The following is a 26,925-nucleotide window of genomic DNA, read 5'->3' as shown; positions in this document are numbered from 1 at the left end:
GATGAGGGGCGTGCGATGGCTGCTGTGCTGGTGAAGGGGCAGAACCTAGGGCTGGCGGCGGGGGAGGTGGTGCTGTCGGTGCGTGGTGGTGTGGCGGCGGATCTGTCGGCGCTGCTGGTCACCGAGGTGGGCAAGGTTCGAACGGATGCCGACTTCGTGTTCTTCAATCAGCCCCGGGCCCAAGGGGTCCGTTTGGACGGGGCGACACTCCACGTCACGCCGGCCCAGGTGCCGGGTGACATCGCGCAGATCCGGGCGGTGATCACGGCCGACGGGCAGACCTTCGGGAGCGGATCGGCACCGGTCGCGGTTGTCGCCGATTGCGCTGGAAATACTTTGTGCGAGTACGTGATCGAAGGCCTGGATCGGGAAACGGTGGTGATCGCGCTCGAACTGTATCGCCGGGGTGAGCAGTGGAAGGTGCGCGCGGTCGGGCAAGGGTATGCCGGCGGATTCGCCGATCTGGTCACCGATCACGGGGTGAGTGTCGACGACGAACCGGAAGTCGTCGCGGCGCCGAGGACGGTGCCCGGCGAGCACGCGCTGTCGTTCGAGAAACGGCAGAAGCTGGATATGCGTAAGCAGGAAGTCGCCAAGATCCTCATCGACAAGAGCGCGTTCGGAACGCGGGCGCGGGTTGTGCTGGTGATCGACAAGACCGGCAGCATGCAGAAGATGTATCGCGCCGGGACCGTGCACCGGGTGGTGGAGCGAATGATCCCGGTCGCCACCCAGCTCGACGACGACGGCACCCTCGAGGCCTACCTCTACGCCCTGTCCTACGCGAAACTCCCGGACATCACCGTGGCCGATGCCGAGCGCTGGACGCAGACCTATCTGCACCTGAACGGCACCCACGACGGTATCGACTACGGCAGCCTCGGCGGACGCAACGACGAACTGCCGATCATGCGCGCGGTGATCGACACCCTGCACGGCAGCACCCGGCCCACACTCGTCCTGTTCTTCACCGACGGCGGCTTCGCCAAGAAACGCGAGATCGCCGCGCTCATGCGCGAGGCCGCCCACCTGCCCGCGTTCTGGCAGTTCATCGGACTCGGCCCCGCCAATTTCGGTGTGCTGCGCACCCTGGACGAACTCGACGGCCGGGTGGTCGACAACGCGGGCTTCTTCGCCGTCCCCGACATCGACCAGCTCGACGACGCCGAGCTCTACCGACACCTGCTCAGCGAGTTCCCGGACTGGCTGCGCGCCGCCCGAGCGGCCGGAATCGTCCGGTAACGGTGACTATTCCGCGGCGACGGGAATGTCCTCCGAGGCTCGGGCGATGACGTCGTCGAGGACGTCCCTGGAGCGGATCAGGTCGGCGATCGTACGGTCGATCCGGGCTCGTTCGGTGCAGAGTTCATCGATCAGTTCGGGCGTGGCGTTCTCGTTGGCCCGGCCGTCGGCGTCGCGGATGCAGCACAGGATCTGACCGATCTTCTTGCTGGTCAGCCCGGCCGCGTAGAGCTCCTGGATGTGGATCACCCGGTCCACGGCGAGATCGGGGTAGTCACGGTGGCCGCCCGGGGTTCGGTCAGAGGCAAGCAAACCCTGCTCCTCGTAGTAGCGAAGTGACCGTTCGCTGACGCCGGTCCGCGCCGCGAGCTCCCCGATTCGCATGCGCCACCAGGCCTTTCACACATCGACTTGAACTTCACACCAATGTCAAGTTTTACCGTATCCGCATGACGAAGAACGCAGTACCCAGCCTTTTCGATGCGGCCGTTCTCGGTGCTCTCGAACTCCCCAACCGGCTCGTGATGGCGCCGATGACGCGCAACCGGGCGGCCGAGGACGGTAGCCCGACCGAACTGATGGCGACCTACTACGCCCAGCGCGCCGACGCGGGTCTGATCATCGCCGAGGCGGCCAGCCCCAACCAGGTGGGCATCACGTTCGCGGGCATCCCCGGCATCTACACCGATGCCCACATCGCCGGCTGGCGCGGGATCACCGAGGCGATCCACGCGGCGGGCGGGCGGACCTTTTTGCAAGTGCAGCACGGTGGTCGCGTCGGGCATCCGGACAACAGCGGTGCCGTCCCGGTCGCCCCTTCACCGGTGCGGCTGTCGACGCCGATCCGCACCGCGGCGGGCTCGCAGGACGCGGTGGTTCCCCGGGAGCTGAGCATCGACGACATCCACGGCACCGTCCAGGATTTCGCCCAGGCGGCCCGCAACGCGATCGCGGCCGGGTTCGACGGCGTGGAGGTGCACAGCGCCAACGGCATGCTGCTGCACCAGTTCCTGTCCGACAACACCAACCAGCGCACCGACGAATACGGCGGCACCGTCGACAACCGCATCCGATTCACCGTCGAGGTGGTCGAGGCCATGGCCGCGGCGATCGGACCGGAGCGAGTGGGGGTGCGCGTCGCGCCCGGCGTCGGCGCCAACGACATCGTCGAATCCGACACCGAGGAGCTGTACACCGCGCTGGTCGCCGCACTCGGCGGTCGCGGCCTGGCCTACTTGCACGTGGTGTTCGCCGACCCACGGACCCCGGTGTTCGAGCGGATCCGGGCGGGCTGGGACGGTGTGCTGATCGCCAACCCGGTGCTCGGCTGGGGTTCGCCGTTGCCCGCCGACGGTGGCAGGTCCGCGGCCGAGGAACTGCTCGCCGCGGGCGCCGACCTGGTCTCGCTCGGCCGGTCGTTCCTGGCCAACCCCGACCTCGTCGCAAGGTTGCGCGACGGCGCGCCGATCAACCAGTTCCGTGAGGACTACTTCTACGGTGGCGATGCGACCGGCTACACCGATTACCCGGTCCTCGAATCCGTGGCGTGACCGGGCGGATGCCCCGGCGGCCGGATCGCCGCCGGGGCACGGAGGCCGTGTGAGCTGGAGAAACTCGGTTGTCAGCAGGTCGGCAACTCGTTAGCGTGGCTACGTTTTGTGTTCGACTACCGAGAGGAATGCGATGGAACCCATCACCGAACGCGAGATCAGAGCGTCGTTCGTCAACTGTTCGAAAGGCGACGCCAAACGTCTCAATGTTCCCCGTGACCTGGCCGAACGTCCGTGGGAAGATCTCGACTTCCTCGGCTGGACCGACCCCTCCTACGCGGGGCGCTGCTACATCGCCGTGCCGCGTGACGGCAAGCTGGTGAGCATCGCGCTGCGCCACGAGACGGGTGGTTCGGGCAAGACACAGATGTGTGCGCTGTGCCTCACCAGCCACACCGGCGGCGGGGTCTCGCTGATGACGGCGAACAAGGCCGGGGAATCGGGGCGGCGCGGGAACACGATCGGCAGCTACATGTGCACCGATCTCGCGTGCTCGCTGTACGCCCGTAACAAGAAGAAGCCCTCGATGGGCAGCCGATACCGCGAGGATCTGACCGTGGAGCAGAAGGCCGAGCGCGTGGTGGAGAACCTCTACGCGTTCGTCGACAAGCTCTACACCTAGCCACCCCGCCCGGCTGACAGAAAGGAGGTTGCTGCCATGTGCCGACACAGTAGAGCCCAGCTGAAGCGACCCGGGTCCTGTTGAACCACAACAGAACCCGGGTCGGGAATCCTTGCCGGTCGAGGCGGCCCGGTTCATCCGGACCGGCCCGAGCGGACAGGAATCAGATCATGGCGTTCATGATGGTGCCGCCGCTGGTGGCGACCACGCCGCCGATCATCGCGCCCGCGACCATCCGCGGTGACTGCATCGCGCCACCGGTCCACTTCTCCCAGGCGAACTTGCCACCCGCGTAGGTGATGGCGATGATGCCCGAAAGCAGCACGAACCACGTGAAGTAACGCACCATCTGCAAGAGCTTCTCCGACAGCGGCGGCGCCTCGGGTGTCGGATTGCCGATCTGGGCCAAGGTATCGGTGAAGACCAAGGTATCGGCGACAGCGGCCAGAATCATGTTTGCTCACTCGGTAACTCGGGGGAACGGCGATGAACTGCTGTGGCCGATGGTATCCCGTCCGGCGCGGCGTCGCAGCCACCCCCTCGACAGAACCGATCGGTTTTGTTGGTGCGCTGGGGGTTCGCGGCCGTATCCTGGAACTCGTCCGAATACGGCAGCGCTGGAACGTAGTTCGCTATACGCGGAAAAGGGGAGCAGGCTATGAGCATCATTCTGACGTCGATGGCCGACACCGTCACGACGTTTGCGCAGGTCGGCAACCCTACGCCGGAGGCGCCGCCGCTCTCGGACAAGATCATGCAGATGGTCCAGTACCTCACCTGGTTCATGATTCTGTCGGGCATTCTGGCCATCACCGTCGCGGGCGGAAAGTTTGCCTGGGAGAAGTGGAACGGCAGCGCCATGGAGTCGCCCAAGATGATCGCGGGCGCGATGATCGGCGGTGTGGTGGCCACCAGCGGCGGCACCATCATGAACGCGGTGCTCGGCAGCTAGATCCGCGCGCCCTTGGCCCGGTTGCAGGCCCGGCACAGGATCTGCAGGTTCGACGCGCTCGTCGCGCCGCCCCGGCTGAGCGGGATGATGTGGTCGAACTCCAGGTAGTGCCGGTCGCCGCATTCCACGCAGGCGCCACCGTCGCGCTGCCACACCAGGGTCTTCACATCCTGGGGAATGCTGCGGCTGTCGCGCTGACCCGGCGTGAGGACCAGGCGTTTGGCCACGCGCAACGCGCCTTCGAGCGCGGCCGCCACATAGTCGGGGTCGGCCACGCCGAAGGTCGCACCGCCGCGCGCGGAGGTCGCGGCCAGGACGACGGTGCCGTGTTCCGGATGCACCGAAACCACCCGGGACCAGGGCAGTTCGACGCCGGTGCCGTCGCCGACGAAGCGCAACTTCTTGGAACTGCCGATCAGCCTGCCCTCGGAGTGGCGTGGACCGCGCGCGAGCATCCGGATGTGCACGGCGGGCAGGTCCAGGTGGACGCGTTCGTCCGGGTCCAGGTGCAGGCCCGGTGTGTCGACGGCAGGCAGCTCGCCCGCACGCAGTCGTGACAGGGTGCGGCCCCGGTGCATTCGCCTGCGCAGATCGTCGACGATGGGGCCGCCCAGGTCGAGCTCACCGACGACGTGCTCGAACGCGTCCAGTTCGTCGGCGAACACCTCACCGTCGGCGAACGCGAACGCGACCATCCGCTCCACCTGGGTGAGGCCGTCCTCGCGCAGAAACGCCCTGCCCTGTTCCTCGTCGATGCGCTGGAACCGCAGTGACGCCCACACCTGTGTCCACTCCGGTGATCGGGTACCGGGGCCGGTGAGGACCCGCACGGCTCGGTTGCGCCAGTGGGTGAGGAACTCGTCGATCTCGGCGGCACACGTCTTGCACGGAGCGTGACCGCCGAACAACTTGCGGCGCAGCGTATTACCGCACCGGGTGCAGTGGCCCCTGGTCGGCGGGAGATGGGGGCGAACGCTCGATGTCCACTCGTCGCCGTCCCACCAGCGCAGGCGGTCGGGTGCGTCCGGGTCGGGATGCCAGTCGGCCAGGTCGGGGTCCGCCGGTGGCGGCGGCGGGGTATCGATGACGCGGCGGGTCAGGGCGGGCGCGCCGGACAGTTCGGCACCGGTCCGGCCGGTGCGGCCTTCGTCGGCTCTGCCCACGGAGGCCGGTTCGTCGACCGTGACGCCGAATTCGACGGCCAGCCCTCGCAGCCCGCCTGCCCAGCCCTGGCCGATCGCACGGAAACGCCAGCCACCGTCGCGCCGGTAGAACTCGCCGAACATCATCGCCTGGACGTCCTCGATGCTGTCGACGGCGAAGCGGGCGACCGGACCGTCGGCGGCGTGCACGGTGAGAGTGAGGTCGTCGAGGCGATCGAAGGTGGTGTCGTCCACTGATGCCGTGACGACGATGCGGGCGATATCGGCTTCGGTGCGGGGCAGGGAGATGCTCAGCCGAGCCGTACCCGGTTCGGGTTCCTGGTCGAGCGTGACCGCCTGCGAGGCGTGGCGAGGGGCGTTGAAGAAGACGAAATCGCGGTCGGTGCGGACCAGACCGGATTCGGTGACCAGGAGTGCGTGGGCGTCGACAGCCTGCGCTCCCCGCCATGAAACAACCACGGCGAGAAGCGATGTCGGTACCGGCGAATTCGCGCCCTTGCGTAGTTCCATGGTCCTCGCATGATGCCACGGAGGTCCGACACGGTTTGCCGGAGCGCCGCTCCGGCCACCTCGGTGAGTGTGAGCCATCTCGCAGGATCGGGCCTGGTTTCACCCATCCTCAGAGGTTTAGCGTTGGGGTCCGCTCGATAACGAAATCCGTTGTGATATAGGGATATTCGGTGCAAAGCGGACATTTTGGGGGCCGCCGCGTTCGGTGCCGACGGCCGAGCTGACGAGGAGCTGGTCGGTATGTCGAATGGTCACTTACTCACCCGACGGGGAGCACTTGCCGCGCTCGCGCTGCTCGCGGTGGCGGGATGCGGTGGGTCGGGGCAGGCAGCGCGCACTGACGTGCACTGGGATTACGACGCGGAAGGGCCCGACCACTGGGCCGATCTGGACAGCCGGTTCGTGACCTGCCGCAGCGGGCACGCGCAGTCGCCGATCGATCTGCCCGCCCATACGGAACTGCATCCCGACGAGCACATCGACATCGAGTACCGGCCGATGTCCTCGGTGCAGGTGGTGAACAACGGGCACACGATTCAGGCGAACGTGGCGTCCGGCTCGGGTAACCGCATCGTCGTCGACGGGAGCGCGTTCGAGTTGACCCAGTTCCATTTCCACCTGCCGAGCGAGCACACCGTCGACGGGGCGGAAGCGGCGATGGAGCTGCACTTCGTGCACGCGGACCGGGCAGGCAGGCTCGCGGTACTCGCGGTGCTGTTGCGCGCGCAGCCGGACTCGGCGCCGCTGGGGACGGTACTCGCGGCGGCACCGGATCGGATGGGTGCCACCAGGACGGTGACGAGCATCGATCCGCGCGGGTATCTGCCGACCGGGTTCGCCCAGTTCCGCTACGAGGGTTCGCTCACCACGCCGCCCTGTACCGAAGGGGTGCGCTGGATCGTGCTGCGCGAACCCGCGCCGGTCGCGATCGCCGATGTGGAGCACTATCGCGCGCTGTTCCCGCACACCAACCGCCCGGTGCAACCGCGATTCGGCCGACCGGTCGTGCTGGCCGGACAGAACTGACGGACACGGCGGCTCCTCCCTGCGCACGCGGCCGCCGTGGGGCACAGTGGAGACATGACGAACCCGAAGAAGCGGGGGCGCACGCCGCAACCACCACCGGTGCCGCCGCAGGCGCGCAGGGTGCCGGGCGCCGATCTGCTGTCGGCGGCGCAGGCGGCGGTCGGCGCGGCACAGTCGGCGGCGGGGCAGGCCATCGACGCGGCGCAGCAGACGGCGGGTTACGCCTTCGACGCGGCGGTACGGCTGCCACCGGCCTCGGCGCAACTCGCCGCGCAGCTGCCGGATCTGGTGGAGAACCTGTCGATCGCGGTCGACCGGCTCAACAGCACCATCGACCGCCTCGATCGCACGCTCGCCCTCGCCGACCCGGTGTTCGCCACCTACGACCGGTTGCTGCCCCGCCTCGAGGCGATGATCTCGCTGGGTGAGGACCTGTTCGGCGCCCTCGCGAAACTGCCGGGTGTGGGTCTGATCGGCCGCTTCACCGGGCGCGGCGGCGAGGAACCACCACCGGAACCGGAGAAGCGCCGACGTCGCTAGAGTGCGCGGAAGGTCGCCGCGGCCTTGAGGACCATCTCGGCGTACTCGTCCTCGGCGTCGGAATCGAGCACGATCGCCCCGCCGGCGCCGATGGTCCACTCGTCGCCGTGGCGCACCGCGGTGCGGATGACGATATTGAGGTCGGCGGTTCCGCCGAGCCCGAGGAAGCCGATGGTGCCCGAATAGATCCCGCGCGCCCGGGTTTCCAGCTCGTCGAGGATTTCCATGGTGCGCAGTTTCGGCGCCCCGGTCATCGACCCACCCGGAAAACAGGCGCGCACGCAGTCGACCACACCCGCACCGGGACGCAGAGTGCCGCGGACGGTCGACACCAATTGGTGCAGGGTGGAATAGGTTTCGGTGACCATGAGCGCGGGCACGTGCACCGAACCGATCTCGCACACACGCCCGAGATCGTTGCGCAACAGGTCGACGATCATCAGGTTTTCGGCGCGCGTCTTCGGGTCGGCGGCCAGCGCGTCACGCAACCGCGCGTCCTCGGCGGGTGTCCGGCCGCGCGGTGCGGTGCCCTTGATCGGCTTGCTCTCCACCATCCGGTCCCGGTCGACCTTGAGGAATCGCTCCGGCGACGAGCACGCCACCTCGAGACCGTCGAACCGCAGGTAGGCGGCATACGGCGCGGGATTGCAGCGGCGCAGGCGGCGGTAGAAGGCCAGGCCGTCGTCCTCGCCCGCCGCGACCACCACCGCATCGGTCAGGCAGATCTCGTACGACTCACCCGCGCGCAGCCGCTCCTGGCACACCGCGATATCGGCCAGATAGCGGTCGCGGCCGCGCACGAGATGCGCCTGGACCGCGTCGGGATCGGCGCGCACACGCAGGTCGACGGGATTCTTCCAGGTCGGCAGGTCGGCGAGGGCGGACTCGGTGGTACCGAGCCAATCCGCACCCGCCGCTTCGCTACCCGGATCGGTGAGAGCGAGTAGATGGGTGCGGCCCGCCACGTGGTCGACCACGACCAACCGATCGGCGAAAATCCACTGTGCGTCCGGGGTAGGGGAGCGGTGCACGGCCCGCGCCCCGCAATCGGCCTTCACCTCGTAGCCGAGATAGCCGACATAACCGCCCGCGAAATCGAAAGGCAGCAACGGTGTTTCGCAGTGCCTGGCGCGCAGTTCGCGGTCCAGGTAGTCGAGTACGGTGCCCGCGACGGTTCGGGTGCCCGCGCCATCCGTCACCGTGACGGCGCCGTCGCCTACCCGGTATCCGACGATCTCGGCGTGCGGTCCCGCCGCGTCCCCGAGGAAGGAGAACCGGTCCAGGCCCGGTTCGACGTGCTCGCTGTCGAGCCAGAACGCGGTCGCCGAGTCGCCGTAGCAACGCAGGAAGATCGCCTCGGTATCGATCGCCCGTTCGATCACCCTGTGCCGCAACACGAACCGTCTCGTCGGCGGATCCGACGGTACCTCGGGCCCTCGCACGACGACCGGCGCGGCCGCCGGGGTCCGAGCCTTGGTGAGATCGGCGAAATTGCGCAACAGCGCGGCCCCGAACTCGCTGGACACCGACTCCGGATGGAACTGCACACCCCACTGCGACCGCTCGCGGTGCCGCACACCCATCACCACACCGTCGCCCGTCGTCGCCGTCACCTCCAGCACGTCGGGCAGCGGGCGCAGCGCGGCCAGCGAGTGGTATCGCACCACCGTGAAGTCCTGCGGCAACCCGGCGAACAGGTCCCGGTCGTCATGAGCGACCCGATCGAGGTAACCGTGGCGCGCCTCGGGGGCGCGACCGACCTGTCCACCCGCGCCGATCACGATGCCCTGATGCCCGAGGCATACCCCGAGTAACGGCAGCTCGGCCTGCTCGAGCACCGCCGTCGAAATCCCCATGTCCCTGGGCCGATCGGGACGGCCCGGCCCCGGCGAGATCACGACATTGTCGAATCGGTCGAGGCCCAGTTCGCCCACGCTGCCCACCTCGTCGTTGCGCACGACGACGGGCTCGCTCCCGTTGACCTCACTGATGAGCTGGTAGAGGTTGTAGGTGAACGAGTCGTAGTTATCGATCAACAGCGTGCGCATCGTGGCCAAAACCCTACGCCGGACGCGGTTCGGGGCAGAATGTGCGCCATGGCTGTTTCGCAACCGGATCCCGCGGCGCTCGGACGTTGGATGGACGAGCAGGGCTTACCCGGCGACACGATCGGGGAGGTCAGCCCGATCGGCGGCGGCACCCAGAACATCATGATCCGCTTCACCCGGGGCGGCCGCGAATACGTCCTGCGTCGTGGACCCGAACACCTGCGGGCCAAGAGCAACGAGGTGATCGCCCGCGAATCCCGTCTGCTCACCGCGCTGGACAGCACCGAGATCCGCGCCCCACGGGTGATCGCCGCCTGCACCGACCCCTCGGTACTCGGCGCGGTCTTCTACCTGATGGAACCCATCCGCGGCTTCAATCCGCAGACCGAACTACCCGAGCCGCATGCGAACGACCCGGAGATCCGCAGGCGGATGGGGCTGTCGGCGATCGAGGCCATCGCGCGTCTCGGCACCGTCGACTACCTGGCGCTCGGCCTGGCCGACTACGGCCGCCCCGAGGGCTTCCTCGAACGTCAGGTGCCGCGCTGGCTGCGCGAACTCGACACCTACGCCGCCAACGAGGGCTACCCCGGCCCGCAGATCCCCGACGTGGAGCGGGTCGGCGACTGGCTCGACCGCAACCGTCCCGCCGACCCGTCACCGGGCATCATGCACGGCGACTGCCACCTGGCCAACATGATGTTCGACTACGACGGCCCCGAGGTGGCAGCCATGGTCGACTGGGAGATGTCGACCATCGGCGACCCCCTGCTCGACCTCGGCTGGCAACTGGCGACCCGCCCCGAACCCGGCACCGTCGGCGCCGGGCTGATGGGCACTCTCGGCACCGTCGGCGGCCTGCCGACGCCCGAGGAGATGATCCGCCACTACGCCGAATTCTCCGATCGCGACCTGCGCGCCGTCACCTGGTACGAGGTGCTGGCCTGCTTCAAGCTCGGCATCGTGCTCGAAGGCACCCACGCCAGGGCCTTCGCCGGCAAGGCGCCCAAGCAGGTGGGCGACTTCCTGCACGCGGTGACCCTCGAACTGTTCGAGAAGGCACGCAAGCTGATCGACTGATGCCCGGATCTCGACGATCATTGACTGAATATCAATGGACGTCAAGATTGCGACGCCATAGCCTTGGCGACATGATCGTGCCTGATACCAAGGACTGGACCTGGGTCCTCGAAAAGCCCTGCGAGGAGTGCGGTTACGACGCCGCGTCGATCGCGTTCGAGCAGGTGCCCGACCGGACGCGGGCCGCTGCCGCCCACATCGCGTCGGCGCTGAATCGCGACGACGTGCGCGCGCGGCCCGACGCGCAGACCTGGTCGGTTCTCGAATACGCCGCCCACGTGCGCGATGTCTGCCGCATCTTCGACACCCGGCTCGCGCTGATGCTGGACGGCGACGGCGCGACGACGCCGCGATTCGAGAACTGGGATCAGGACGCCACCGCCGTCGCCGACCGCTACAACGAGCAGGACCCGGCGGCGGTCGCGCAAGAGTTGTCCGCCGATGCCGAGCAGGTGGCCGCGGCCTTCGCCGCCGTGCCCGCGGATCGGCTCGACTGGCGCGGTGCCCGCAGTGACGGATCGCTGTTCACCGTGGCCTCGCTGGGCCGATACTTCCTGCACGACCTCGAGCACCACGTCCACGACGTGCACGGATAGAGAAATCTTCACCAGATTTCTAGAACGTGTTCCAGAATCGGCCGAAAGTTCGTAGGGTGGGAGCAGTCACAACGAGGCACTGCTTGGCGAGAGGTCGATCGTAATGAAGACGAAGGGCGCGATCCTGTGGGGCGTCGACCAGGAATGGTCGGTCGAGGAGATCGAGGTCGGCGACCCCGTGTCGGGGGAGGTGCAGATCCGCATGGAGACAGCGGGCATGTGCCACTCCGATCACCACATCGTCACCGGTGCCACGCCGATGCCCGGCTACCCGGTGATGGGTGGCCACGAGGGCGCGGGTGTGATCACCAAGCTCGGGCCGAACTGCCCGAGCGATCTGGCCGTGGGCGACCACGTCATCCTTTCGTTCATCCCGGCCTGCGGACGCTGTCCGTCATGTGTGTCCGGGAATATGGCGCTGTGTGACCTGGGTGCGGGATTGCTGATGGGACAGGCGATTTCGGACGGCACGTACCGCATCCAGGCGCGCGGCGAGAACGTCATCCCGATGTGCCTGCTCGGCACCTTCGCCCCCTACATGACGGTGCACCACACCTCGGTGGTCAAGATCGACCCGACCATTCCGTTCGAGGTGGCCTGCCTGGTCGGGTGCGGCGTGCCCACCGGCTTCGGTTCGTCCACCCATGTGGCCCAGGTCCAGCCGGGTGAGACCGTGGTGATCGCGGGTATCGGCGGCGTGGGGATGAGCGCGCTGCAGGGCGCGGTGCTCAGTGGTGCGTCGAAAGTCGTTGCCATCGACCCGAATCCGTGGAAGCGCGAGCAGGCGCAGAAGTTCGGCGCCACCCACACCTACGAGAGCATGGCCGCCGCGATCATGCCGCTGATGGATGCCACCGAGGGCCGGATGGCCGAGAAGGTCATCCTCACCATGGGTGAGATGCACGGCGACTACATCGAAGAAGGTCTGATCCTCACCGGCAAGGCGGGCATGCTCGTCGTCACCTCCATGGGCCGCATGGACGCGGGCGAGGTGAAGATGAACAGCTTCCTGCTCTCGATGCTGCAGAAGACGGTGAAGGGCTGCATCTTCGGCGGCGGCAACGCCCGCCAGGACGCGCCGCGGCTGCTGTCGCTGTACAAGGCCGGTCAGCTCAATCTCGACGACATGGTCACCCGCAGCTACTCCCTCGAGGAGATCAACCAGGGCTACCGGGACATGCTGGACGGCAAGAACATTCGCGGCATCATCCGCTACACCGAAGCCGACTGGTAGCCGAAGGTTCCCAGAACCTCGCCGGGTGGACCCCCGGCGAGGATTCTGCCGTCGCGCAACTGCAGGCAATGATCGGCGCGTGCGGCTTCGGTCGGGTCGTGGGTCGCCTGCACCACGGTGACCCCACCGGCCGCGATCTCGGTGAGCGCACCCGAGATCTCGGCGCGCGCGGCGTCGTCCAGTCCGGTCGCCGGCTCGTCGAGCAGAACCAGATCGGATTCTTGCGCCAACGCCTGGGCCAGGAGCGTGCGCTGACGCTGACCGCCCGAGAGCGTGTCCAGGCGCCGTGTCGCCAGCGCCGTGAGGTCCATCCGCTCCAGGCACGCCTGCGCGATCTCGCGGTCGGCTCGCGTGAGCCGCCGCCACAATCCCCGATGCGCCCAGCGCCCCATCGCCACCGCCTCGCGCACCGTCATCGGCAGCGCCGCGGGAATCGCGGTGTGCTGCACCACGAAGGCGGGTCGCCGGGTCGTCTCGCGGTGCACCGTGCCCGACCGGACAGGGACCGTTCCCGCCAGGACGCCGAGCAGCGTCGATTTCCCCGAACCGTTGGGTCCGACGATCGCGGTCACCTGTCCGCGCGGGATCGACGCCGTCACCTGTGACAGCACGGGCATGCGGCCGTAGCCGGCGGTGACGTCCTCGATGCGGATCGCCGGGTCTGCTGTGTGTTGCATCTCACCTCGTTTGAAACGATAATCGTTTTCAGTATATCGTCCGTTGCCATGGAGTGGCTGATCGCCCCGTTCGAGGTGGCATTCGTGCAGCGGGCGCTGTGGGGCGGACTGCTGGTGTCCTGCGTGTGCGCCCTGGCCGGAACGTGGGTGGTGGTGCGCGGCATGGCTTTTCTCGGTGACGCGATGGCGCACGGCATGCTGCCCGGTGTCGCGGTGGCGGCGCTGCTCGGCGGCAATCTGATCGTGGGTGCCGCGATCAGTTGCACCGCGATGGCTTTCGGCGTCTCGGTGCTCTCGCGGAGTAAGCGGTTCGCGGCCGATACCGCGATCGGGCTGTTGTTCGTCGGGATGCTCGCGGCCGGTGTGATCATCGTGTCGCGTTCGCAGTCGTTCGCCGTGGACCTCACGGGATTCCTGTTCGGTGATGTGCTCGCGGTGCGCACCGTCGACCTGTGGTACCTCGTGGCCGCCGTCGGGCTCGCGCTGGTTGTCGCCGTGCTCGGGCATCGGGCTTTCGTCGCGCTGACCTTCGATCCGCGCAAGGCGCACACACTCGGGCTGCATCCGAAGGCGGCGCACGTCGCGCTCGTCGGCCTGGTGACCCTGGCCATCGTCGCCTCCTTCCACGTGGTCGGCACGCTGCTGGTGTTCGGTCTGCTCATCGCGCCGCCCGCCGCCGCCGTGTACTGGTCGGACCGGATTCCGGTGGTGATGGTGCTCGCCGCGCTGATCGGTGGGTTCTCCACCGCTGCCGGGCTTGTCGTCTCGTGGCACGCGGGTACGGCGGCCGGGGCGACGATCGCCGCCGTCGCGGTCGGGTCGTTCTTCGTGTCGGCGGTCGTCTCGGCGCTGCGGGAGCGGTTCGGGAAGGTCGGTGTCGCCGCGTTGGCCGCGGTGTCGGTGGCCGGGTGTGCCGCGACCGAACCGGTGATCGTCGAGGAGCCGCCGCACGGGTATGTCGCGGGGGCAGAGGAGATGAGCGAGGCGCAGACCCGGCTGGTCGTGAGCGATCCGGCCACCGGTGACATCCGGGTGATCGATCTACTGACCGAGCAGGTCACCACACTCGCCGGACGCGAGAATGCCGCTGCATCAGAGGGCTCGGCCCTGGTCGGCGACGGTCGGTTCGGATTCCTGAGTGCCGGTGGGTCGGTGCGTGTGGTCGACAGCGGAGGATGGACCGTCGACCACGCCGATCACCGCCACTACTACAGCGCCCCGGTGCGTGAAGTCGGCAGTATCGCGGCGCCGGGTGCAGTTGTCGCCGCATACGGCGATCCGGCGGTGTCGACGGTGGTGCTCGATTCCGGTGCCACGCTGGTGTTCGATCGGGTGGCGCTCGGTGACGGGCAAGTCCGCGAGCCGCACCGGATCGACGGCATCGCGCTGCCGTACGGCGAGAAGCTGGTCGTCGCCGACAGCGCGGGGCGAGTGGATGTGCGCGGGCGCGACGGTGCGGCTGCTGAGCCACTGCCCGGCTCGTGCCCGCAGCCACGTGGTCAGGCCGTCACCCGGCGTGGAGTCGTATTCGGTTGTGCCGACGGGGCTTTGGTCATCGCCCAGCGTGACGGTGCGTTCGTCGCCGAGAAGGTTGCCTACCCTGAGCCTGGCGCCGATCGGGCGACCGCGTTCACCCATCGACCCGGCAGCACGACGCTGACCGCGCTCGCCGGACGCACCGGTGTGTGGACCCTCGACGTCCGCAAGAAGACCTGGAAGCACATCCCGATCGCCGACGCGGTCGCGGTGAACACGGCCGGTGAGGGGTCCGCGGTGCTCGTCCTCACCCGGGACGGTGTGCTGCACGGGCTCGACCCCGAAACCGGTTCGGAGACCGCACGTGTCGCACTGACCGGCCCGGTCGAGGGCGAGCCGGTGCTCCAGGTGGATCCGAACCGCGCCTATGTCAACGACATTCGTGGCCGAACCGTCCACGAGGTCGCCTACAACGACAACCTCCGTATCGCGCGCACCTTCCCGGTGGACATCGCGCCCGCACTGCTGGTGGAGACAGGTCTGTGAGTTACGAAGCAAGGGTTCGCGTCCACGCTGTGCCGGACGGTGCTGCCGGGTCTCACCTTTCGGAGACCGTGCTCGCCGGGGCCGAACCCATGCCCACTCGGTCGCACGCCACGTCGGGCAGTGGCGCCCGAAGGGCCGCTGCACGCGAATCCCGTTCGGTGCTCGGTCGCCGCGGCGCATCTCCGCGGTCACGGGTGTCGCCGGGGGCCGGATTCCGGGGTGCTCCTCGCGTCGTGGGTCTGGCGCTCGTCGTCATCGCGCTGCTCGCGTCGATCACCGCGTGCGGCACCGGCGGCGACCGCAGCGGAATCATGGTGACCACCAACATCCTCGGTGACCTGACCAAGGCCGTCGTCGGCGACACCGCCGAGGTGACGGTGCTGATGCAAGCGGGGACCGATCCGCATTCGTTCGGCATCTCCGCACGTCAGGCCGCCGATATCGAACGATCCGCACTGGTCGTGCACAACGGCCTCGGGCTCGAGGAAGGCGTGGCCCGGCACGTGCAGGCGGCCGCGTCGGCAGGTGTGCCGACGCTGGCGGTCGCCGAGCGGGCCGACCCGATCACCTACACCTCCGACGAATCCGCCGGTCAGCCCGACCCGCATTTCTGGACCGACCCGGCGCGGGTGCGCAAAGCCGTCGAGGCGATCAGCGCCGAAGTCATCGCGCGGGTCGACGGCATCGACGTCGAGACCGTGCGCGCCAACACCGCCCGCTACGTCGGCGAACTCGACCAGCTGGACCGGTGGATGACCGACCGGTTCGCGGCGATCCCGCCCGAACGCAGGCAGTTGGTCACCGACCACCACGTCTTCGGCTATCTCGCACAGCGATTCGGGTTCACCGTGATCGGCGCCGTCATCCCCAGCGGCACCACCCTCGCGTCCCCGAGCGCCTCGGACCTCGACGACCTCGCCACTGCCATCCGCACCGCCGGGGTGCACACGATCTTCGCCGATTCGGCCGCGCCCGACCGCCTTTCGCGTGTCCTGGCCGAGCATGCGGGCCTGCAGGTGCAGGTAGCCGCTCTGCACACCGAATCGCTCACCGAACCCGGCGGCGGCGCCGCGACCTATCTCGAGATGGCGCGCGCCAACACCGAGGCCATCGCCCGCGGCTTATCCGGGCCGACAACGTAATTCAACAAGAGATGGAGCACGACATGCACAGTCGGTCACGGGCCACCACGATGGTGGCCATGTCCGGGGCGCTCGCCTCGGTGGTAGCGCTCAGCGGTTGCGGCAGCGACGACGTCGAAACCCACGACCACGCCCCGGGCGCCGAACCGATCGCCCTCACCTACGACGGCGGCATCTACGTCCTCGACGGCCTGACGCTCGCCCAGGAAGGCGAGGTGAAGCTCGACGGCTTCAACCGGCTCAACCCCGCGGGCGACGACGACCACCTGATGGTGACCGTCAAGGACAGCTTCCGGGTGTTCGACGCCCACAAGGCGGAATTCACCGGCACCGAGTACGCCGCGAGCAAGCCCGGCCACGTCGTGCGGCACGCGGGCAAGACCGTGCTGTTCGCCGACGGAACCGGTGAGGTGACCGTCGTCGACACCGACAAGATCGACAGCGGCAAGCCCACCGAGGTGTACAAGGCGGCCGCCGCCCACCACGGTGTCGCCGTCGAACTGAGCAACGGGAACCTGCTGGTCACCCTCGGGACCGAGGATGCGCGGGTGGGCCTGGTCGCCCTCGACGAGGACCGCAAGGAGATCGCCCGCAACGAGGACTGCCCCGGTGTCCACGGTGAGGCCACCGCCCAGAACGAGACCGTGGTGGTCGGCTGCCAGACCGGTGCCGTGGTCTACCGCGACGGCAAGATCACCAAGGTGACCAGCCCGACTCCCTACGGCCGCATCGGCAACATGTCGGGCAGCGACGTCTCCCCGATCGTGCTCGGTGACTACAAGCAGGACAAGGAGGCCGAGCTCGAACGGCCGACCAAGATCTCGCTGGTGAACACGGCCGACGGCAGCCTGCGCCTGGTCGACATCGGCACCAGCTACTCCTTCCGTTCGCTCGGCCGCGGCCCGCAGGGTGAGGCGCTCGTGCTCGGAACCGACGGCAAGCTCTACGTCATCGACCCGGTCGCGGGCGCGGTCACCCGCACGATCCCGGTGACCGGTGCCTGGCAGGAACCGCTCGAATGGCAGGACGCGCGCCCGACGCTCTACGTCCGTGACGGCATCGCCTACGTCACCGAACCGGCAACCAAGCAGGTCCACCGCGTCGACCTCGCCGAGGGCAAGATCACCCAGTCGGCCACCCTCCCCGCCGCGCCCAACGAGATCAACGGGGTCTCCGCCCACTAGAGGCTGCCCGCGCTCGAGATCACCACGCTCTGTCGGCGTTCGGCTTTCGACCGATGCCGCCACCAGAGCGTGGTGATCGTCTGTCCAGGTTCAGCGTGTGGCGCAGTCGAGGACGGCGGTGCGGAGGTTGCGGCTGCGGACGTCGTCGAGGATGGCCATGCCGAGACGATTCATGGTGTAGCCGAAGCCGAGACCTGTTGTGGGGTCGGCGAATCCGAACGAGCCACCGAGACCGGTTGTGCCGTAGGCGCGTTTGTCCGAGCCGAAGCGGAAACTCCCGCGCGATTTGCGGAAGCCCAGGTGGTAGCGGCTCTTGGTGTGCAGGACGAGGTCGGCGGCGGGGACCGAGTCGACGGCCGGGGCGGCGAGCAGGTCGAGGACGTCGTCGCTGAGGGGGAGTGCGCCGGTGCGCCCGGCCGCCGCGCCGTAGATGCGGGCCAGCGCGCGGGCGTTGCCGACGCCGTTCATACCGGGCCATTCGATGCCGAGGAACTCGCGACGAGTGGCACGGGCGGGCGCGCCGGGGCGCGGATTGGTCAGCGCCGCATAGGAAAGCCCGCGTTTTGCGTACACCTCAGCGCCGATGCGCAGCGGGATGTCGGCGAGTTCGTAGCGCAGGATGTCGAGGCCCTTGGTCGCCGACAGCTGGGCGACGCGGTCGAGAGACTCGTCTTCGGGCAGCCCGATGAACAGGTCGGCGCCCACCGGTGCCGCGATCTCCTCGGCGAAGAAGCGACCGAGACTGCGGCCCGCCGCATCCACGCGGCGCAGCAATTCGCTCTGGTACAGGCCGAGGGTGAGCGCGTGATAGCCGTGCCGGGTACCCGGTTCCCACGTCGGCTTCTGCGCGGCGAGCAGGTCGGCCAGGCTCTCGCGGTCACCGAGTTCGCTCAGCTTCACGATCCGGTCCAGGCCCGACAGACCGGCCTGATGGTCGATCAGCTGGCGCACGGTGATCCGGTCCTTGCCGTGCGCGGCGAACTCCGGCCAGTACTTCGCGACCGGGGCGTCGTAGTCGAGCAGTCCACGCGAGACTGCGGTGGCGATGGTGAACGCCGACATGCCCTTCGACGACGAGAACACCGGGACGATCGTGTCGCGCTCCCAAGGAACCGCACGGGCGCGGTCGCGATGGCCCGCCCACAGGTCGACCAGCGGTTCGCTGCCCGCGTAGACGGCGACGGCGGCGCCGATCTCGCCGTGCGAGGTGAAATTGCGGCGGAAAGCGTCGGCGACAGGGCCGAAACCGGCCGCCACGTCGCCGTGAACTGATGGTGCGGGACTCATGGTGTCGTCGATCGTAGCTACGCTGCCGGATATGCGTTCGTTGGAGCAGGTTCAGCAGTGGCCGGTGGCGCACGCCGCGGCTGCCGTGGTCACCGTCGACGGGGTCCACACCACGGGTGAACTCGACCGGGTGTTCCGGCTGGCTTCGGTCACCAAGCCCCTCGTCGCCTACGCGGCCCTGGTCGCCGTCGAGGAGGGCGCGATCGAACTGGATCAGCCCGCGGGCCCGCCCGGATCGACCGTGCGTCATCTGCTGGCTCACACCTCCGGTGTGGCCTTCGCCACACCGGAGGTGATCGCGAAACCGGGTGCCCGCCGCATCTACTCGAGTGCCGGATTCGAACTGCTCGCCGATTTCCTCACCGAAAGCACGGGCATCCACTTTCCGGACTATCTGCACGAGGCGGTATTCGAACCACTCGGCATGCGCGACGCGGTTCTGGAAGGGTCGGCGGGGCATGCGGGACGCGCGAGCCTTCGTGACCTGACACTATTCGCCACCGAGTTGCTGACACCCGAATTGATATCTCGGCAAACACTCGACGATGCCACCTCCGTGCAATTCCCCGACCGCGACGGAGTGCTGCCCGGATACGGCTCCCAGCGGCCCAACGACTGGGGTCTCGGCTTCGAAATCCGTGACGGGAAAACACCGCACTGGACCGGTCATTCCAATTCGCCGCGCACCTACGGGCACTTCGGTCAGTCCGGGACCTTCCTGTGGGTCGACCCCGAAATAGGGGTAGCCACGATCGGTTTGAGCGACGAGAATTTCGGCGACTGGGCAAGAACCGCGTGGCCGAAATTTAGTGATTCCGTGATCGCAGAGACACATAACACGCAGTGAGGTAACACCCGCAACATCGCTCACTTCGCCTACACTCGCACCACACCAGTCCGACGGACCGTTGGGGAAGACGCTCCTTGTCGAGGCTGGAGGTGTTGGTAGTGCGCGCATCGAGTCAGTTCGCTGACGCGACGGCAGGTGTGGTCTACATCCACTCCTCGCCCGCCGCGTTGTGCCCGCACATCGAATGGGCACTGTCCACCGCGCTGTCCACGCCGGCGAAACTGCGCTGGACCGCGCAGCCCGCCGACGGACAGCTGCGCGCCAGCGGTGACTGGATCGGCCCCGTCGGAACCGCCGCCCGGATAGCCCAATCATTGCGTGCCTGGCCGGTTCTGCGGTTCGAAGTCACCGAGGACCCCAGCGAAGGCGTGGACGGCGAACGCTACAGTTTCGTCCCCGCCCTCGGCCTCTGGCACGGCTCCACCGGCGCCAACGGCGACGTGATGCTCGGCGAAATGCGATTACGCGCCCTCCTCCAAGCCGCCACCGAACTGAGCTCCTTCGACCTCGGCGCCGAAATCGATCGCGCCCTCGGCACCGCCTGGGACGAGGACCTCGAAGCCTTCCGCCAGGGCACCGACTGCACCGGCGCCGAAGTCACCTGGCTGCGCCGCCACGTCGGCTGAGCACCACTTCTTTTCGGCATTTCGGCGCCTGTGCCGGGACCGCCGCGCTCCTTGCCCCACAGCGTCTTCCATCAGAACTCGGTGGGGCAGTAGACGCGGCAGCGTGCGCCGGGACCGTGGGTGAGGCCGGGATAGCTGTTCACTCGGTGCCATGCGGCTGTGTCGGGGGTGTTCTCGATGAAGGCCTGATGCGCTTCCGGGGCGGTCCAGTCGGAGCAGTTGAGGACCGAATCGCCGTGCGTCGAGAGGTGCTGGGAGAGGAGGCCTTCGACGGGGTGGGATCGGAGTGCTCGGGTGAGGACGATGCCGGCGAGATCGGGGTGGTTCATCGTTGCTCCATATCGGTGAGGTCGTCGCGGAGGAAGCAGGCGAGAACGAAGGCCAGGGCAGCGCACAGACCCGCTGCCAGGAAGGCATCGGTGACGCCCGCGGTGACCGGGGCGCGCAGAGCGTGCCGGACCGGTTCGGGCAGAGTCGTGAGATCGGTGTGTTCGAGCTCGGGCAGCCCGCTCAGATGTCGTGCGTAGAGTGCGCCGAGCAGGGAAATGCCGAGGGAATTACCGAGATTGCGGGCCAGCATGGCGGTGGCACCGGCCGCGCCGATGTCGTCGAGGCCGACACTGTTCTGCGCGATGACAACGGTGAGCTGCATGAAACACCCCATGCCCGCACCCGTCGCCAGCATTCCGGCGACCACCGGCAACCATCCACTGTCGACGTCCAGTGACGCCAGGACAGCCATGCCGAGGGTCATCGCCGCCGCGCCGACGACCGGATACACGCGGAACCGCCCGCTCCTCGATGCCGCCGCCCCGACTACGGGCGCCACGACCAGCATCCCGCCGAGCAGCGGCAGCATCAGTAGCCCGGATCCGGTGGCCGAACGGCCCTGCGCGATCTGCTGATAGAGCGGCAGGAATGTCACCGCGCCGAACATCACCAGGACGCTGAGGAATCCGAGCACCACGGCGATCGTGAAATTACGTCGGCCGAACAGCTGCGGCGGAACAACAGGATCGCTCGCCCGCCGCTCCCAGCGCAGAAAGAACACCGCACCGACAGCCGTTGCCAGCGACAGCAGCAGCACCGGAAGTGAGGCCAACGCCCACGTGCGGCTGGCTGCCGAGGCGAGCACGGTGATGCCGACGATGCACACGCTGAGCGCCACCATCCCGACCACGTCCACGCGCACGGAATCCCGGGTGCTCGGCGGCAACCGCAGCTGCGTCACCAGCAGGATCAAGGCCACCGCGCCGAGCGGAAGGTTCAGGTAGAACGCCCACCGCCACCCGATGCTGTCGGCGCACCACCCACCGATCAGCGGTCCGCTCACGATGGCGAGCGGCATGATGATCGCCATCAGCCCCTGCACCTTCGCCCGCTGTCGCGGCGGGAACAGCACGCCGACGATCGCTATCCCGCCGACGAGCAACCCACCCGCACCCAGCCCCTGGAGCGCGCGAAACCCGATGAGCTGCGGCATGTTCCGGGCCGCCCCGCACAACGCCGACCCGATCAGGAAGATCGTGAACGCGGCGATGAAGACGTTCTTACGGTCGTAGAGGTCGCCGAGTTTGCCCCAGATCGGCGTGGTCACCGCCGTGGTGAGCGCGAACGAGGTGACCACCAGCGACAGATCCGCGAGCCCGCCGAGCTCACCCGCGATGGCGGGCAGCGCGGTGCCGACGATGGTGAAGTCGAGATTGGCGACGAGGAAGGCGATGACAAGCCCGCTCATCGCGGCGAATATCCGGGCGGGCGGACCCTTCTCCAGGGCGGTGGCGGGTTCGATCGACATGCCCAACTCCTGTGTACGTCGTAGACTGTGTGTACAACGTAGACTCAAGATTGCGGTGTACACAAGGCTGTTAGGGTGAGCCGGACCGTGACCACGAAGGAGTGAGCCTTGGCGAAAGCGGATGGGACCATCTGGGAGCGACTCGGTCGCTCGCCCGCCGAGCAACGCGCTCCGCTGAGCCATGACCGCCTCGCAGACGCCGCCATCGAAATGGCCGACCTGCACGGTCTCGACGCCCTGTCCATGCGCAAACTCGCCGAGCACCTAGGCGTCACCGCCATGGCGCCCTACCGCTACATCTCCGGCAAAGACGACCTCTTCGAACTGATGGTGGACACAGTCCACGCCGACATCGCCCTGCCCGCCACGGCGGGCGACTGGCGGGAAACGTTGGGGGCCTACGCCGAGCAGGTCCGCGAGATCACTTTGCGTCACCCTTGGCTCGCGCAGATCTTCGCGCGCCTGCCCGGCGTGCTCACCCCGCGCATGGCCGATATCGCCGAGCAGGTCCTCGCCTCCATGGACGCTGTCGATGCCGATGTCGACGCGAAAATGGCGATGCTCGCGGGCGTCACCGCTTTCACCCACGGTGCGGCCGCCGCGGAGGTGGCCCAACGTCAGTTGATGGCGCGCCGCGGCTGGACCAGCGACGACGACGTCCGCAGCGCCTACCACCCCTACATGGCCGAACTCACCGCCACCGGCCGCCACCCCCACCTGGTCGACTATCTCGTCGGCGGGTCCAACCAGGACACCGCCGAGTGGCAGTTCCGTTTCGGGCTGGAGTGCTTGCTCGACGGCATCGCCACGAAACTGCCTCGCTGAGATGTCGTCGGCGGCGGTGAGGGGTCATCGCGCCTCGACACGTATCGCGCGTCGACGCGGCGGGTCCTCAGGCACCACCTCGTCGGCCGAGTCGGGTAGTCGCAGGCGTGGCCAATCCGCCAGGTCGGCGAGCATCTGACGGTCGTGAGTGGCAACCACGACGGTGATGGGGGTGGTCGTGAGGGCGGTGGTCAGGTCGTCGACCAAGGCCGTCGAGAGGTGGTTCGTCGGTTCGTCGCAGAGCAGGACCGTGGGGTCGGCGGCCAATTCGATGGCCAGGTGGAGGCGGCGTTGCTGGCCCTGTGAGAGTCGACCGAGGGGCGTGCGGTGTGCTTGTTTCTCCAGCAGCCCGAAGCTGGTCAGGGAGGGGGCGCCGTCCGGGGTGTGGCGGGCGTAGATATCGCCGGCTGTCGTGGTGGGGTCCCATTCGGGTACTTCCTGTCCGAGAAGCGCGACGCGCGCCGTGCTGTGGAGGTGGACAGCACCTGTGACCGGGGCAAGTGTTCCGGCCAGCGCCGCGAGCAGGGTGGATTTGCCCGCGCCGTTGGGGCCGGTGATCAGGAGGCGGTCGCCTGCTTCGAGGATCAGGTCGATCGGTGCGTTCAGGCGGCCGGGGACGGTGATGCCTTCGCACCGTAGCGCCGGTGTTCCACGGCGGACCGAGAGCTCTGGAAAGCGCAGGCGCAGCGGGGGTTCCGGCACGGTGATGGTGTGGGCGTCGAGGTCCGACTGACGGCGTTTCAGCATCTGGACCAGGCCGGGGGCTCGGGACTGACGCTGATGCTTGCCGTGGCCCTTGTCCGGACGCCACCCGGTGCTGAGCCGGTCGCGGGCACCGTCCACCGCCTCCCGCAGTCGTGCGCGCTCGGCGAGCTGCTCTTCGTAGTCGTGTTCCCAGCGGTCCCGAGCACGGCGTCTGCCCTCCTGCCAACCGGCATAGCCACCGGCGAAAAGCTGAGGTCGATTGTCTGAGCTCGGGTCGAGATCGAGGAACTCCTCGGCGACCGCACGCAACAGGGCGCGGTCGTGGCTGACGACGACCAAGCCGCCGGGGTGGGCGCGCAGGCGGTCGGTGAGGAATTCGAGTCCCGCGCGGTCGAGGTGGTTCGTCGGTTCGTCCAGGAGCAGGATGTCGTGGGTCGCACCGAGCGGGCAGGCCAGACGGACCCGATAGCGTTGTCCCACAGACAATGTCGACAGCGGGCGGGATCGGTCGGTGCAGGCGTTCAAGGCGGCCAGGGCTATGTCGACGCGTCGTTCGGCGTCCCAGGCGTCGAGTCTCGTCGCGGCATCCAGGGCCGCGGCGTAGGCGTCGTCGGCGCCCGGCGCGTCCTCGGTGAGCAGCAGGGTGGCGGCGTCCAGATCGCGCAGGGCACGCTGGGCCGGTTCGATGGTTTCGGCGACCAGATCGCCGACCGTCTCGCCCGCGCGAACAGTGATGTTCTGCTCGGCGACGCCGACGGTGCCGACCCGGCTGACCGAACCGCTGTCAGGGTTCAGCAGACCGGCGAGAACATGCAGCAAGGTGGTCTTGCCGCGCCCGTTCTCGCCGACGATCGCCAACCGCGAACGTGCGGAGACGGTGACGGAGACGTCGGTCAGCACCGGGCGTGAACCGAGTGTGACGTGGATGGATGCGGCCCGGATATGGGCATGCGCACCAGCGGGCAGGGAAGGAGAAGTAGGCACAGAGAACTCCGCGGCTCGAGAAAGGAGCCGGGCAGCACGAAGAAACCGCCCGGCGGATGACCCGGGACGGCGGCGTCAGAAGGGAGATGGAATGCCGGTCGCCGCCGTCAGCGGAGCGACCAGGGCTTCATCATCGCGGTGCCTGTATACACGTCGGCGACGATACCGATCCGTGCCCGCGCTGCCAACGGGATTTCCGGCACGGCCGCCTTCCGGGTCGGCCGTTCATGGAGTGCGGCGGGCCGGAAGGGGGACGCGATCGAGGTCGTGGGCGAGGACGGCGCCGGGGAAGTCGGCCTGCTCCAGGAACGTTCGGTCGTCGGCCGCGGTGTAGCGCTCCGAGAAGTGGGTGAGCACAAGTGTTCTCACCCCACACGCACGGGCGACCTCGCCCGCCTGACGGGCGGTGAGGTGCCCGCGTTCGTGCGCCTGCTCGGTTTCCGAATCCAGGAAGGTGGATTCGATGATGAGCATGTCCACATCGGCCGCCAGCGCGAAGACGTTGTCGCACAGGCGGGTATCCATCACGAAGGCGACCTTCTGGCCCGGCCTCGGCGCCGAACACTCCTCGAGCAACGGCCCCGACAGTTCCCGCACGGCGGCACCGGAGATGCCGTGGTCGCGCAATTTCTCCGGCAGGAATGTGCGTCCGTCCGGTTCGGCCAGGCGGTAACCGTAGGTGGGGATGCTGTGCGACAAAGGTAGCGCGGTCAGACTGAACCCGTTGCCCTGTAATGTTTCTCCCGCACCGCTCACCGGGTGTTCGACGAGGGTTGGTGAGCCGTAATAGCTCGTCGCGAACTTCAGCCGCTCCCAGTACTCGATGCCTTCGGCCGGAAACACGGCGTGCACATCGTGGGGAACACCGTCGCGCCCCAGCCGCTGCACGATCCCCGGCACGCCGAGCGAATGATCCCCATGGAAATGGGTCACACACAACCAGTGCAATTCGGTAGCCGAAGCCCCCGCATGCGCCATCTGCCGCTGCGTCCCCTCACCCGGGTCGAACAGCACACCCCGCCCGTCCCACCGCAACAGATACCCGTTGTGATTGCGGCGGCGAGTCGGCACCGCCCCCGCCGTCCCGAGGACGATCAACTCCCGTGTCGACATCGCCCCATCCTCGCCGCTCCCGCCACCACTGTCACGTCGATTCCCCGACGACCTCACCCAGCTTCGTCAACACCTGCCGCCACCCTCGTTCGAGATTGTTCCGCTGCATGCGCTGCCCGCCATCAGCCACCGCTCGATGAGCGCCGGTTCGGTGAGCGTCCGCCACACCTGGTCGAGGGCTTGTGGATAGAACCTGCCCAACTCCACCTGGGACGGGTCGAGTTCGTTGTCGGTGCTCATCGAATGCCCCCTGTGCGTTTCGGCCGTAGCCCATATGGTGGCCAGCGTACGCACGTGGGCGGTGGTGAGATGGGATGGTCGGCCGGTACAACGCGTGGCTCGGCAGCCGAGGGAGGTCGGGATGGAACTGTTCGATTACGACGCTGAGTTGCGGTTGCACAATGTGCATCTGCGGGCGGCGGCGGGGGTGCGGGCGCGGGATCGGGTGCTCGATATCGGTTGTGGCGCCGGCGGAACCACGCGGGAGGCGGCGCGGGACGCTGTGCAGGGGGAGGCGCTAGGGGTCGACGTGTCGGCGGTGATGGTCGAACGGGCGCGGCGGATCAGCGTGGAGGAAGGGCTGGGCAATGTCGGGTTCGAGGTTGCCGGTGCTGAGGTCCACCCCTTCGCGGCCGGGGCTTTCGACCTGTGTATCAGCCGGTTCGGGGCGATGTTCTTCGCCGATCCGGTGGCGGCGTTCCGCAATATCGGGCGTGCGTTGCGGCCTGGTGGGCGGCTGGTGATGATGGTGTGGCAGGGCGGTGAGCGCAACGAGTGGGTGACGGTGTTCCGCCGTGATCTCGTCGCGTCGATGACCCGTCCCGGGCCGGGACCGTTCTCGCTGGCCGACCCTTCGGTCACCGAATCCGTCCTGACCGCAGCGGGTTTCGTCGATATCGGCTTCAGTGAGGTGCACGAGCCGGTGTACCTGGGTGCCGACGGTGCGGCCGCCTACAGCAACCTGCACTTGCTCACCGGATTCCGTGCCCATCTCGAAAGCCTCGAACAGGCCGAAGGCGAGCGAACCCGCGCACGGCTGCGGGAGGTGCTCGCCGCGCACGAGACCGATCACGGCGTGCTGTTCGATTCGCGAGCGTGGATTGTCACCGCGAAACGGCCGTGAATCCTTTTTCGCGTCTCGCACCTCTT

General features: G+C 68.0%; 27 protein-coding genes. 16 read left to right on the top strand and 11 right to left on the bottom strand.

The window, feature by feature from the left end; genetic code table 11:
- The first annotated feature begins 15 nt into the window (after nt 1–15).
- Nucleotides 16–1,242, top strand: a complete 1,227-nt coding sequence (locus tag HYG95_RS11790) for a VWA domain-containing protein (protein ID WP_181698014.1) — start codon at nt 16–18, stop codon at nt 1,240–1,242.
- Nucleotides 1,243–1,248: 6 nt separating this feature from the next.
- Here HYG95_RS11790 and HYG95_RS11785 read toward each other — a convergent pair whose 3' ends face one another.
- Complete coding sequence (locus HYG95_RS11785; protein ID WP_181698013.1) at nt 1,249–1,626, bottom strand: MerR family transcriptional regulator; 378 nt, start codon at nt 1,624–1,626, stop codon at nt 1,249–1,251.
- A 65-nt stretch (nt 1,627–1,691) separates the two neighbouring features.
- Here HYG95_RS11785 and HYG95_RS11780 point away from each other — a divergent pair, with 65 nt between their 5' ends.
- Nucleotides 1,692–2,792 carry an alkene reductase gene (locus tag HYG95_RS11780; protein ID WP_181698012.1) on the top strand — a complete coding sequence of 367 codons (1,101 nt, stop codon included), beginning with the start codon at nt 1,692–1,694 and terminating at the stop codon, nt 2,790–2,792.
- A 133-nt stretch (nt 2,793–2,925) separates the two neighbouring features.
- Entirely contained in the window at nt 2,926–3,414 is a 489-nt protein-coding gene (locus tag HYG95_RS11775) for an FBP domain-containing protein (protein WP_067487172.1), read from the top strand.
- Between the two features lie 163 nt (nt 3,415–3,577).
- Here HYG95_RS11775 and HYG95_RS11770 read toward each other — a convergent pair whose 3' ends face one another.
- Nucleotides 3,578–3,868, bottom strand: a complete 291-nt coding sequence (locus HYG95_RS11770) for a hypothetical protein (protein WP_067487175.1) — start codon at nt 3,866–3,868, stop codon at nt 3,578–3,580.
- Between the two features lie 204 nt (nt 3,869–4,072).
- Between HYG95_RS11770 and HYG95_RS11765 the strand changes: the two genes are divergently transcribed.
- On the top strand, nt 4,073–4,366 hold the full coding sequence (locus HYG95_RS11765; protein WP_067983960.1) for a hypothetical protein: 294 nt from the start codon (nt 4,073–4,075) through the stop codon (nt 4,364–4,366).
- Here the strand turns inward: HYG95_RS11765 and HYG95_RS11760 are convergent.
- On the bottom strand, nt 4,363–6,039 hold the full coding sequence (locus HYG95_RS11760; protein ID WP_181698011.1) for a TerD family protein: 1,677 nt from the start codon (nt 6,037–6,039) through the stop codon (nt 4,363–4,365). The two genes, HYG95_RS11765 and HYG95_RS11760, sit on opposite strands and share 4 nt — an antisense overlap.
- 240 nt (nt 6,040–6,279) lie before the next feature.
- On the opposite strand from HYG95_RS11760, the gene HYG95_RS11755 reads away from it, so the two are divergent.
- The gene (locus HYG95_RS11755; RefSeq protein WP_181698010.1) at nt 6,280–7,065 is read left to right on the top strand and encodes a carbonic anhydrase; all 786 of its coding nucleotides are present in this window, start codon (nt 6,280–6,282) and stop codon (nt 7,063–7,065) included.
- 54 nt (nt 7,066–7,119) lie between these two features.
- Nucleotides 7,120–7,605 carry a hypothetical protein gene (locus HYG95_RS11750; RefSeq protein ID WP_181698009.1) on the top strand — a complete coding sequence of 162 codons (486 nt, stop codon included), beginning with the start codon at nt 7,120–7,122 and terminating at the stop codon, nt 7,603–7,605.
- On the opposite strand, the gene pabB is transcribed toward HYG95_RS11750, so the two are convergent.
- Nucleotides 7,602–9,653 (bottom strand): aminodeoxychorismate synthase component I, encoded by a 2,052-nt coding sequence (gene pabB, locus HYG95_RS11745; protein ID WP_181698008.1) that lies wholly within the window; start codon nt 9,651–9,653, stop codon nt 7,602–7,604. The genes HYG95_RS11750 and pabB overlap by 4 nt on opposite strands.
- 39 nt (nt 9,654–9,692) lie before the next feature.
- Between pabB and HYG95_RS11740 the strand changes: the two genes are divergently transcribed.
- The 3 genes from HYG95_RS11740 (at nt 9,693) to HYG95_RS11730 (ending at nt 12,563) form a co-directional block, all read left to right on the top strand.
- Nucleotides 9,693–10,733, top strand: a complete 1,041-nt coding sequence (locus HYG95_RS11740) for a phosphotransferase family protein (RefSeq protein WP_181698007.1) — start codon at nt 9,693–9,695, stop codon at nt 10,731–10,733.
- A 71-nt stretch (nt 10,734–10,804) separates the two neighbouring features.
- The gene (locus HYG95_RS11735; RefSeq protein ID WP_181698006.1) at nt 10,805–11,329 is read left to right on the top strand and encodes a DinB family protein; all 525 of its coding nucleotides are present in this window, start codon (nt 10,805–10,807) and stop codon (nt 11,327–11,329) included.
- Between the two features lie 103 nt (nt 11,330–11,432).
- The gene (locus HYG95_RS11730; RefSeq protein WP_181698005.1) at nt 11,433–12,563 is read left to right on the top strand and encodes an NDMA-dependent alcohol dehydrogenase; all 1,131 of its coding nucleotides are present in this window, start codon (nt 11,433–11,435) and stop codon (nt 12,561–12,563) included.
- Here the strand turns inward: HYG95_RS11730 and aztA are convergent.
- Nucleotides 12,542–13,240 carry a zinc ABC transporter ATP-binding protein AztA gene (gene aztA, locus HYG95_RS11725; RefSeq protein WP_181698004.1) on the bottom strand — a complete coding sequence of 233 codons (699 nt, stop codon included), beginning with the start codon at nt 13,238–13,240 and terminating at the stop codon, nt 12,542–12,544. The genes HYG95_RS11730 and aztA overlap by 22 nt on opposite strands.
- A 48-nt stretch (nt 13,241–13,288) precedes the next feature.
- On the opposite strand from aztA, the gene aztB reads away from it, so the two are divergent.
- The 3 genes from aztB to aztD all read left to right on the top strand — a co-directional run bounded on the left by aztB (nt 13,289) and on the right by aztD (nt 17,588).
- Nucleotides 13,289–15,262, top strand: a complete 1,974-nt coding sequence (aztB, locus tag HYG95_RS11720; protein ID WP_181698003.1) for a zinc ABC transporter permease AztB — start codon at nt 13,289–13,291, stop codon at nt 15,260–15,262.
- Nucleotides 15,263–15,495: 233 nt separating this feature from the next.
- Complete coding sequence (gene aztC, locus HYG95_RS11715; RefSeq protein WP_370465762.1) at nt 15,496–16,404, top strand: zinc ABC transporter substrate-binding protein AztC; 909 nt, start codon at nt 15,496–15,498, stop codon at nt 16,402–16,404.
- Nucleotides 16,405–16,427: 23 nt separating this feature from the next.
- Complete coding sequence (aztD, locus tag HYG95_RS11710) at nt 16,428–17,588, top strand: zinc metallochaperone AztD (RefSeq protein ID WP_181698001.1); 1,161 nt, start codon at nt 16,428–16,430, stop codon at nt 17,586–17,588.
- 90 nt (nt 17,589–17,678) lie between these two features.
- On the opposite strand, the gene HYG95_RS11705 is transcribed toward aztD, so the two are convergent.
- Nucleotides 17,679–18,875, bottom strand: coding sequence for a serine hydrolase domain-containing protein (locus HYG95_RS11705; protein WP_181698000.1), 1,197 nt, complete (start codon nt 18,873–18,875; stop codon nt 17,679–17,681).
- 31 nt (nt 18,876–18,906) lie between these two features.
- Between HYG95_RS11705 and HYG95_RS11700 the strand changes: the two genes are divergently transcribed.
- Both HYG95_RS11700 and HYG95_RS11695 read left to right on the top strand, forming a co-directional pair.
- Nucleotides 18,907–19,722 carry a serine hydrolase gene (locus HYG95_RS11700; RefSeq protein WP_181697999.1) on the top strand — a complete coding sequence of 272 codons (816 nt, stop codon included), beginning with the start codon at nt 18,907–18,909 and terminating at the stop codon, nt 19,720–19,722.
- A 101-nt stretch (nt 19,723–19,823) separates the two neighbouring features.
- Complete coding sequence (locus HYG95_RS11695; RefSeq protein ID WP_181697998.1) at nt 19,824–20,351, top strand: DUF3145 domain-containing protein; 528 nt, start codon at nt 19,824–19,826, stop codon at nt 20,349–20,351.
- A 71-nt stretch (nt 20,352–20,422) separates the two neighbouring features.
- On the opposite strand, the gene HYG95_RS11690 is transcribed toward HYG95_RS11695, so the two are convergent.
- Nucleotides 20,423–20,680, bottom strand: a complete 258-nt coding sequence (locus tag HYG95_RS11690) for a hypothetical protein (RefSeq protein WP_181697997.1) — start codon at nt 20,678–20,680, stop codon at nt 20,423–20,425.
- Nucleotides 20,677–22,149, bottom strand: a complete 1,473-nt coding sequence (locus tag HYG95_RS11685) for a DHA2 family efflux MFS transporter permease subunit (RefSeq protein ID WP_181697996.1) — start codon at nt 22,147–22,149, stop codon at nt 20,677–20,679. Before HYG95_RS11685 ends, HYG95_RS11690 begins: the two co-directional genes overlap by 4 nt.
- A gap of 108 nt (nt 22,150–22,257) precedes the next feature.
- Here HYG95_RS11685 and HYG95_RS11680 point away from each other — a divergent pair, with 108 nt between their 5' ends.
- On the top strand, nt 22,258–22,974 hold the full coding sequence (locus tag HYG95_RS11680; protein WP_181697995.1) for a TetR/AcrR family transcriptional regulator: 717 nt from the start codon (nt 22,258–22,260) through the stop codon (nt 22,972–22,974).
- Between the two features lie 24 nt (nt 22,975–22,998).
- On the opposite strand, the gene HYG95_RS11675 is transcribed toward HYG95_RS11680, so the two are convergent.
- The 3 genes from HYG95_RS11675 to HYG95_RS11665 all read right to left on the bottom strand — a co-directional run bounded on the left by HYG95_RS11675 (nt 22,999) and on the right by HYG95_RS11665 (nt 26,016).
- Nucleotides 22,999–24,663 (bottom strand): ATP-binding cassette domain-containing protein, encoded by a 1,665-nt coding sequence (locus HYG95_RS11675; protein WP_181697994.1) that lies wholly within the window; start codon nt 24,661–24,663, stop codon nt 22,999–23,001.
- A 225-nt stretch (nt 24,664–24,888) separates the two neighbouring features.
- The gene (locus HYG95_RS11670; RefSeq protein WP_181697993.1) at nt 24,889–25,776 is read right to left on the bottom strand and encodes a ribonuclease Z; all 888 of its coding nucleotides are present in this window, start codon (nt 25,774–25,776) and stop codon (nt 24,889–24,891) included.
- Nucleotides 25,777–25,842: 66 nt separating this feature from the next.
- Entirely contained in the window at nt 25,843–26,016 is a 174-nt protein-coding gene (locus HYG95_RS11665; protein ID WP_181697992.1) for a hypothetical protein, read from the bottom strand.
- 121 nt (nt 26,017–26,137) lie between these two features.
- Between HYG95_RS11665 and HYG95_RS11660 the strand changes: the two genes are divergently transcribed.
- On the top strand, nt 26,138–26,899 hold the full coding sequence (locus HYG95_RS11660) for a class I SAM-dependent methyltransferase (protein WP_181697991.1): 762 nt from the start codon (nt 26,138–26,140) through the stop codon (nt 26,897–26,899).
- Nucleotides 26,900–26,925: the final 26 nt, after the last annotated feature.

Origin of the sequence: Nocardia sp. GTS18, from assembly GCF_013839555.1 — a bacterium.
Classification (GTDB): Bacteria; Actinomycetota; Actinomycetes; order Mycobacteriales; family Mycobacteriaceae; genus Nocardia; species Nocardia rosealba.
The sequence above is the reverse complement of the archived record's forward strand: the minus strand, read 5'-3'. Positions and strand labels throughout refer to the sequence as shown.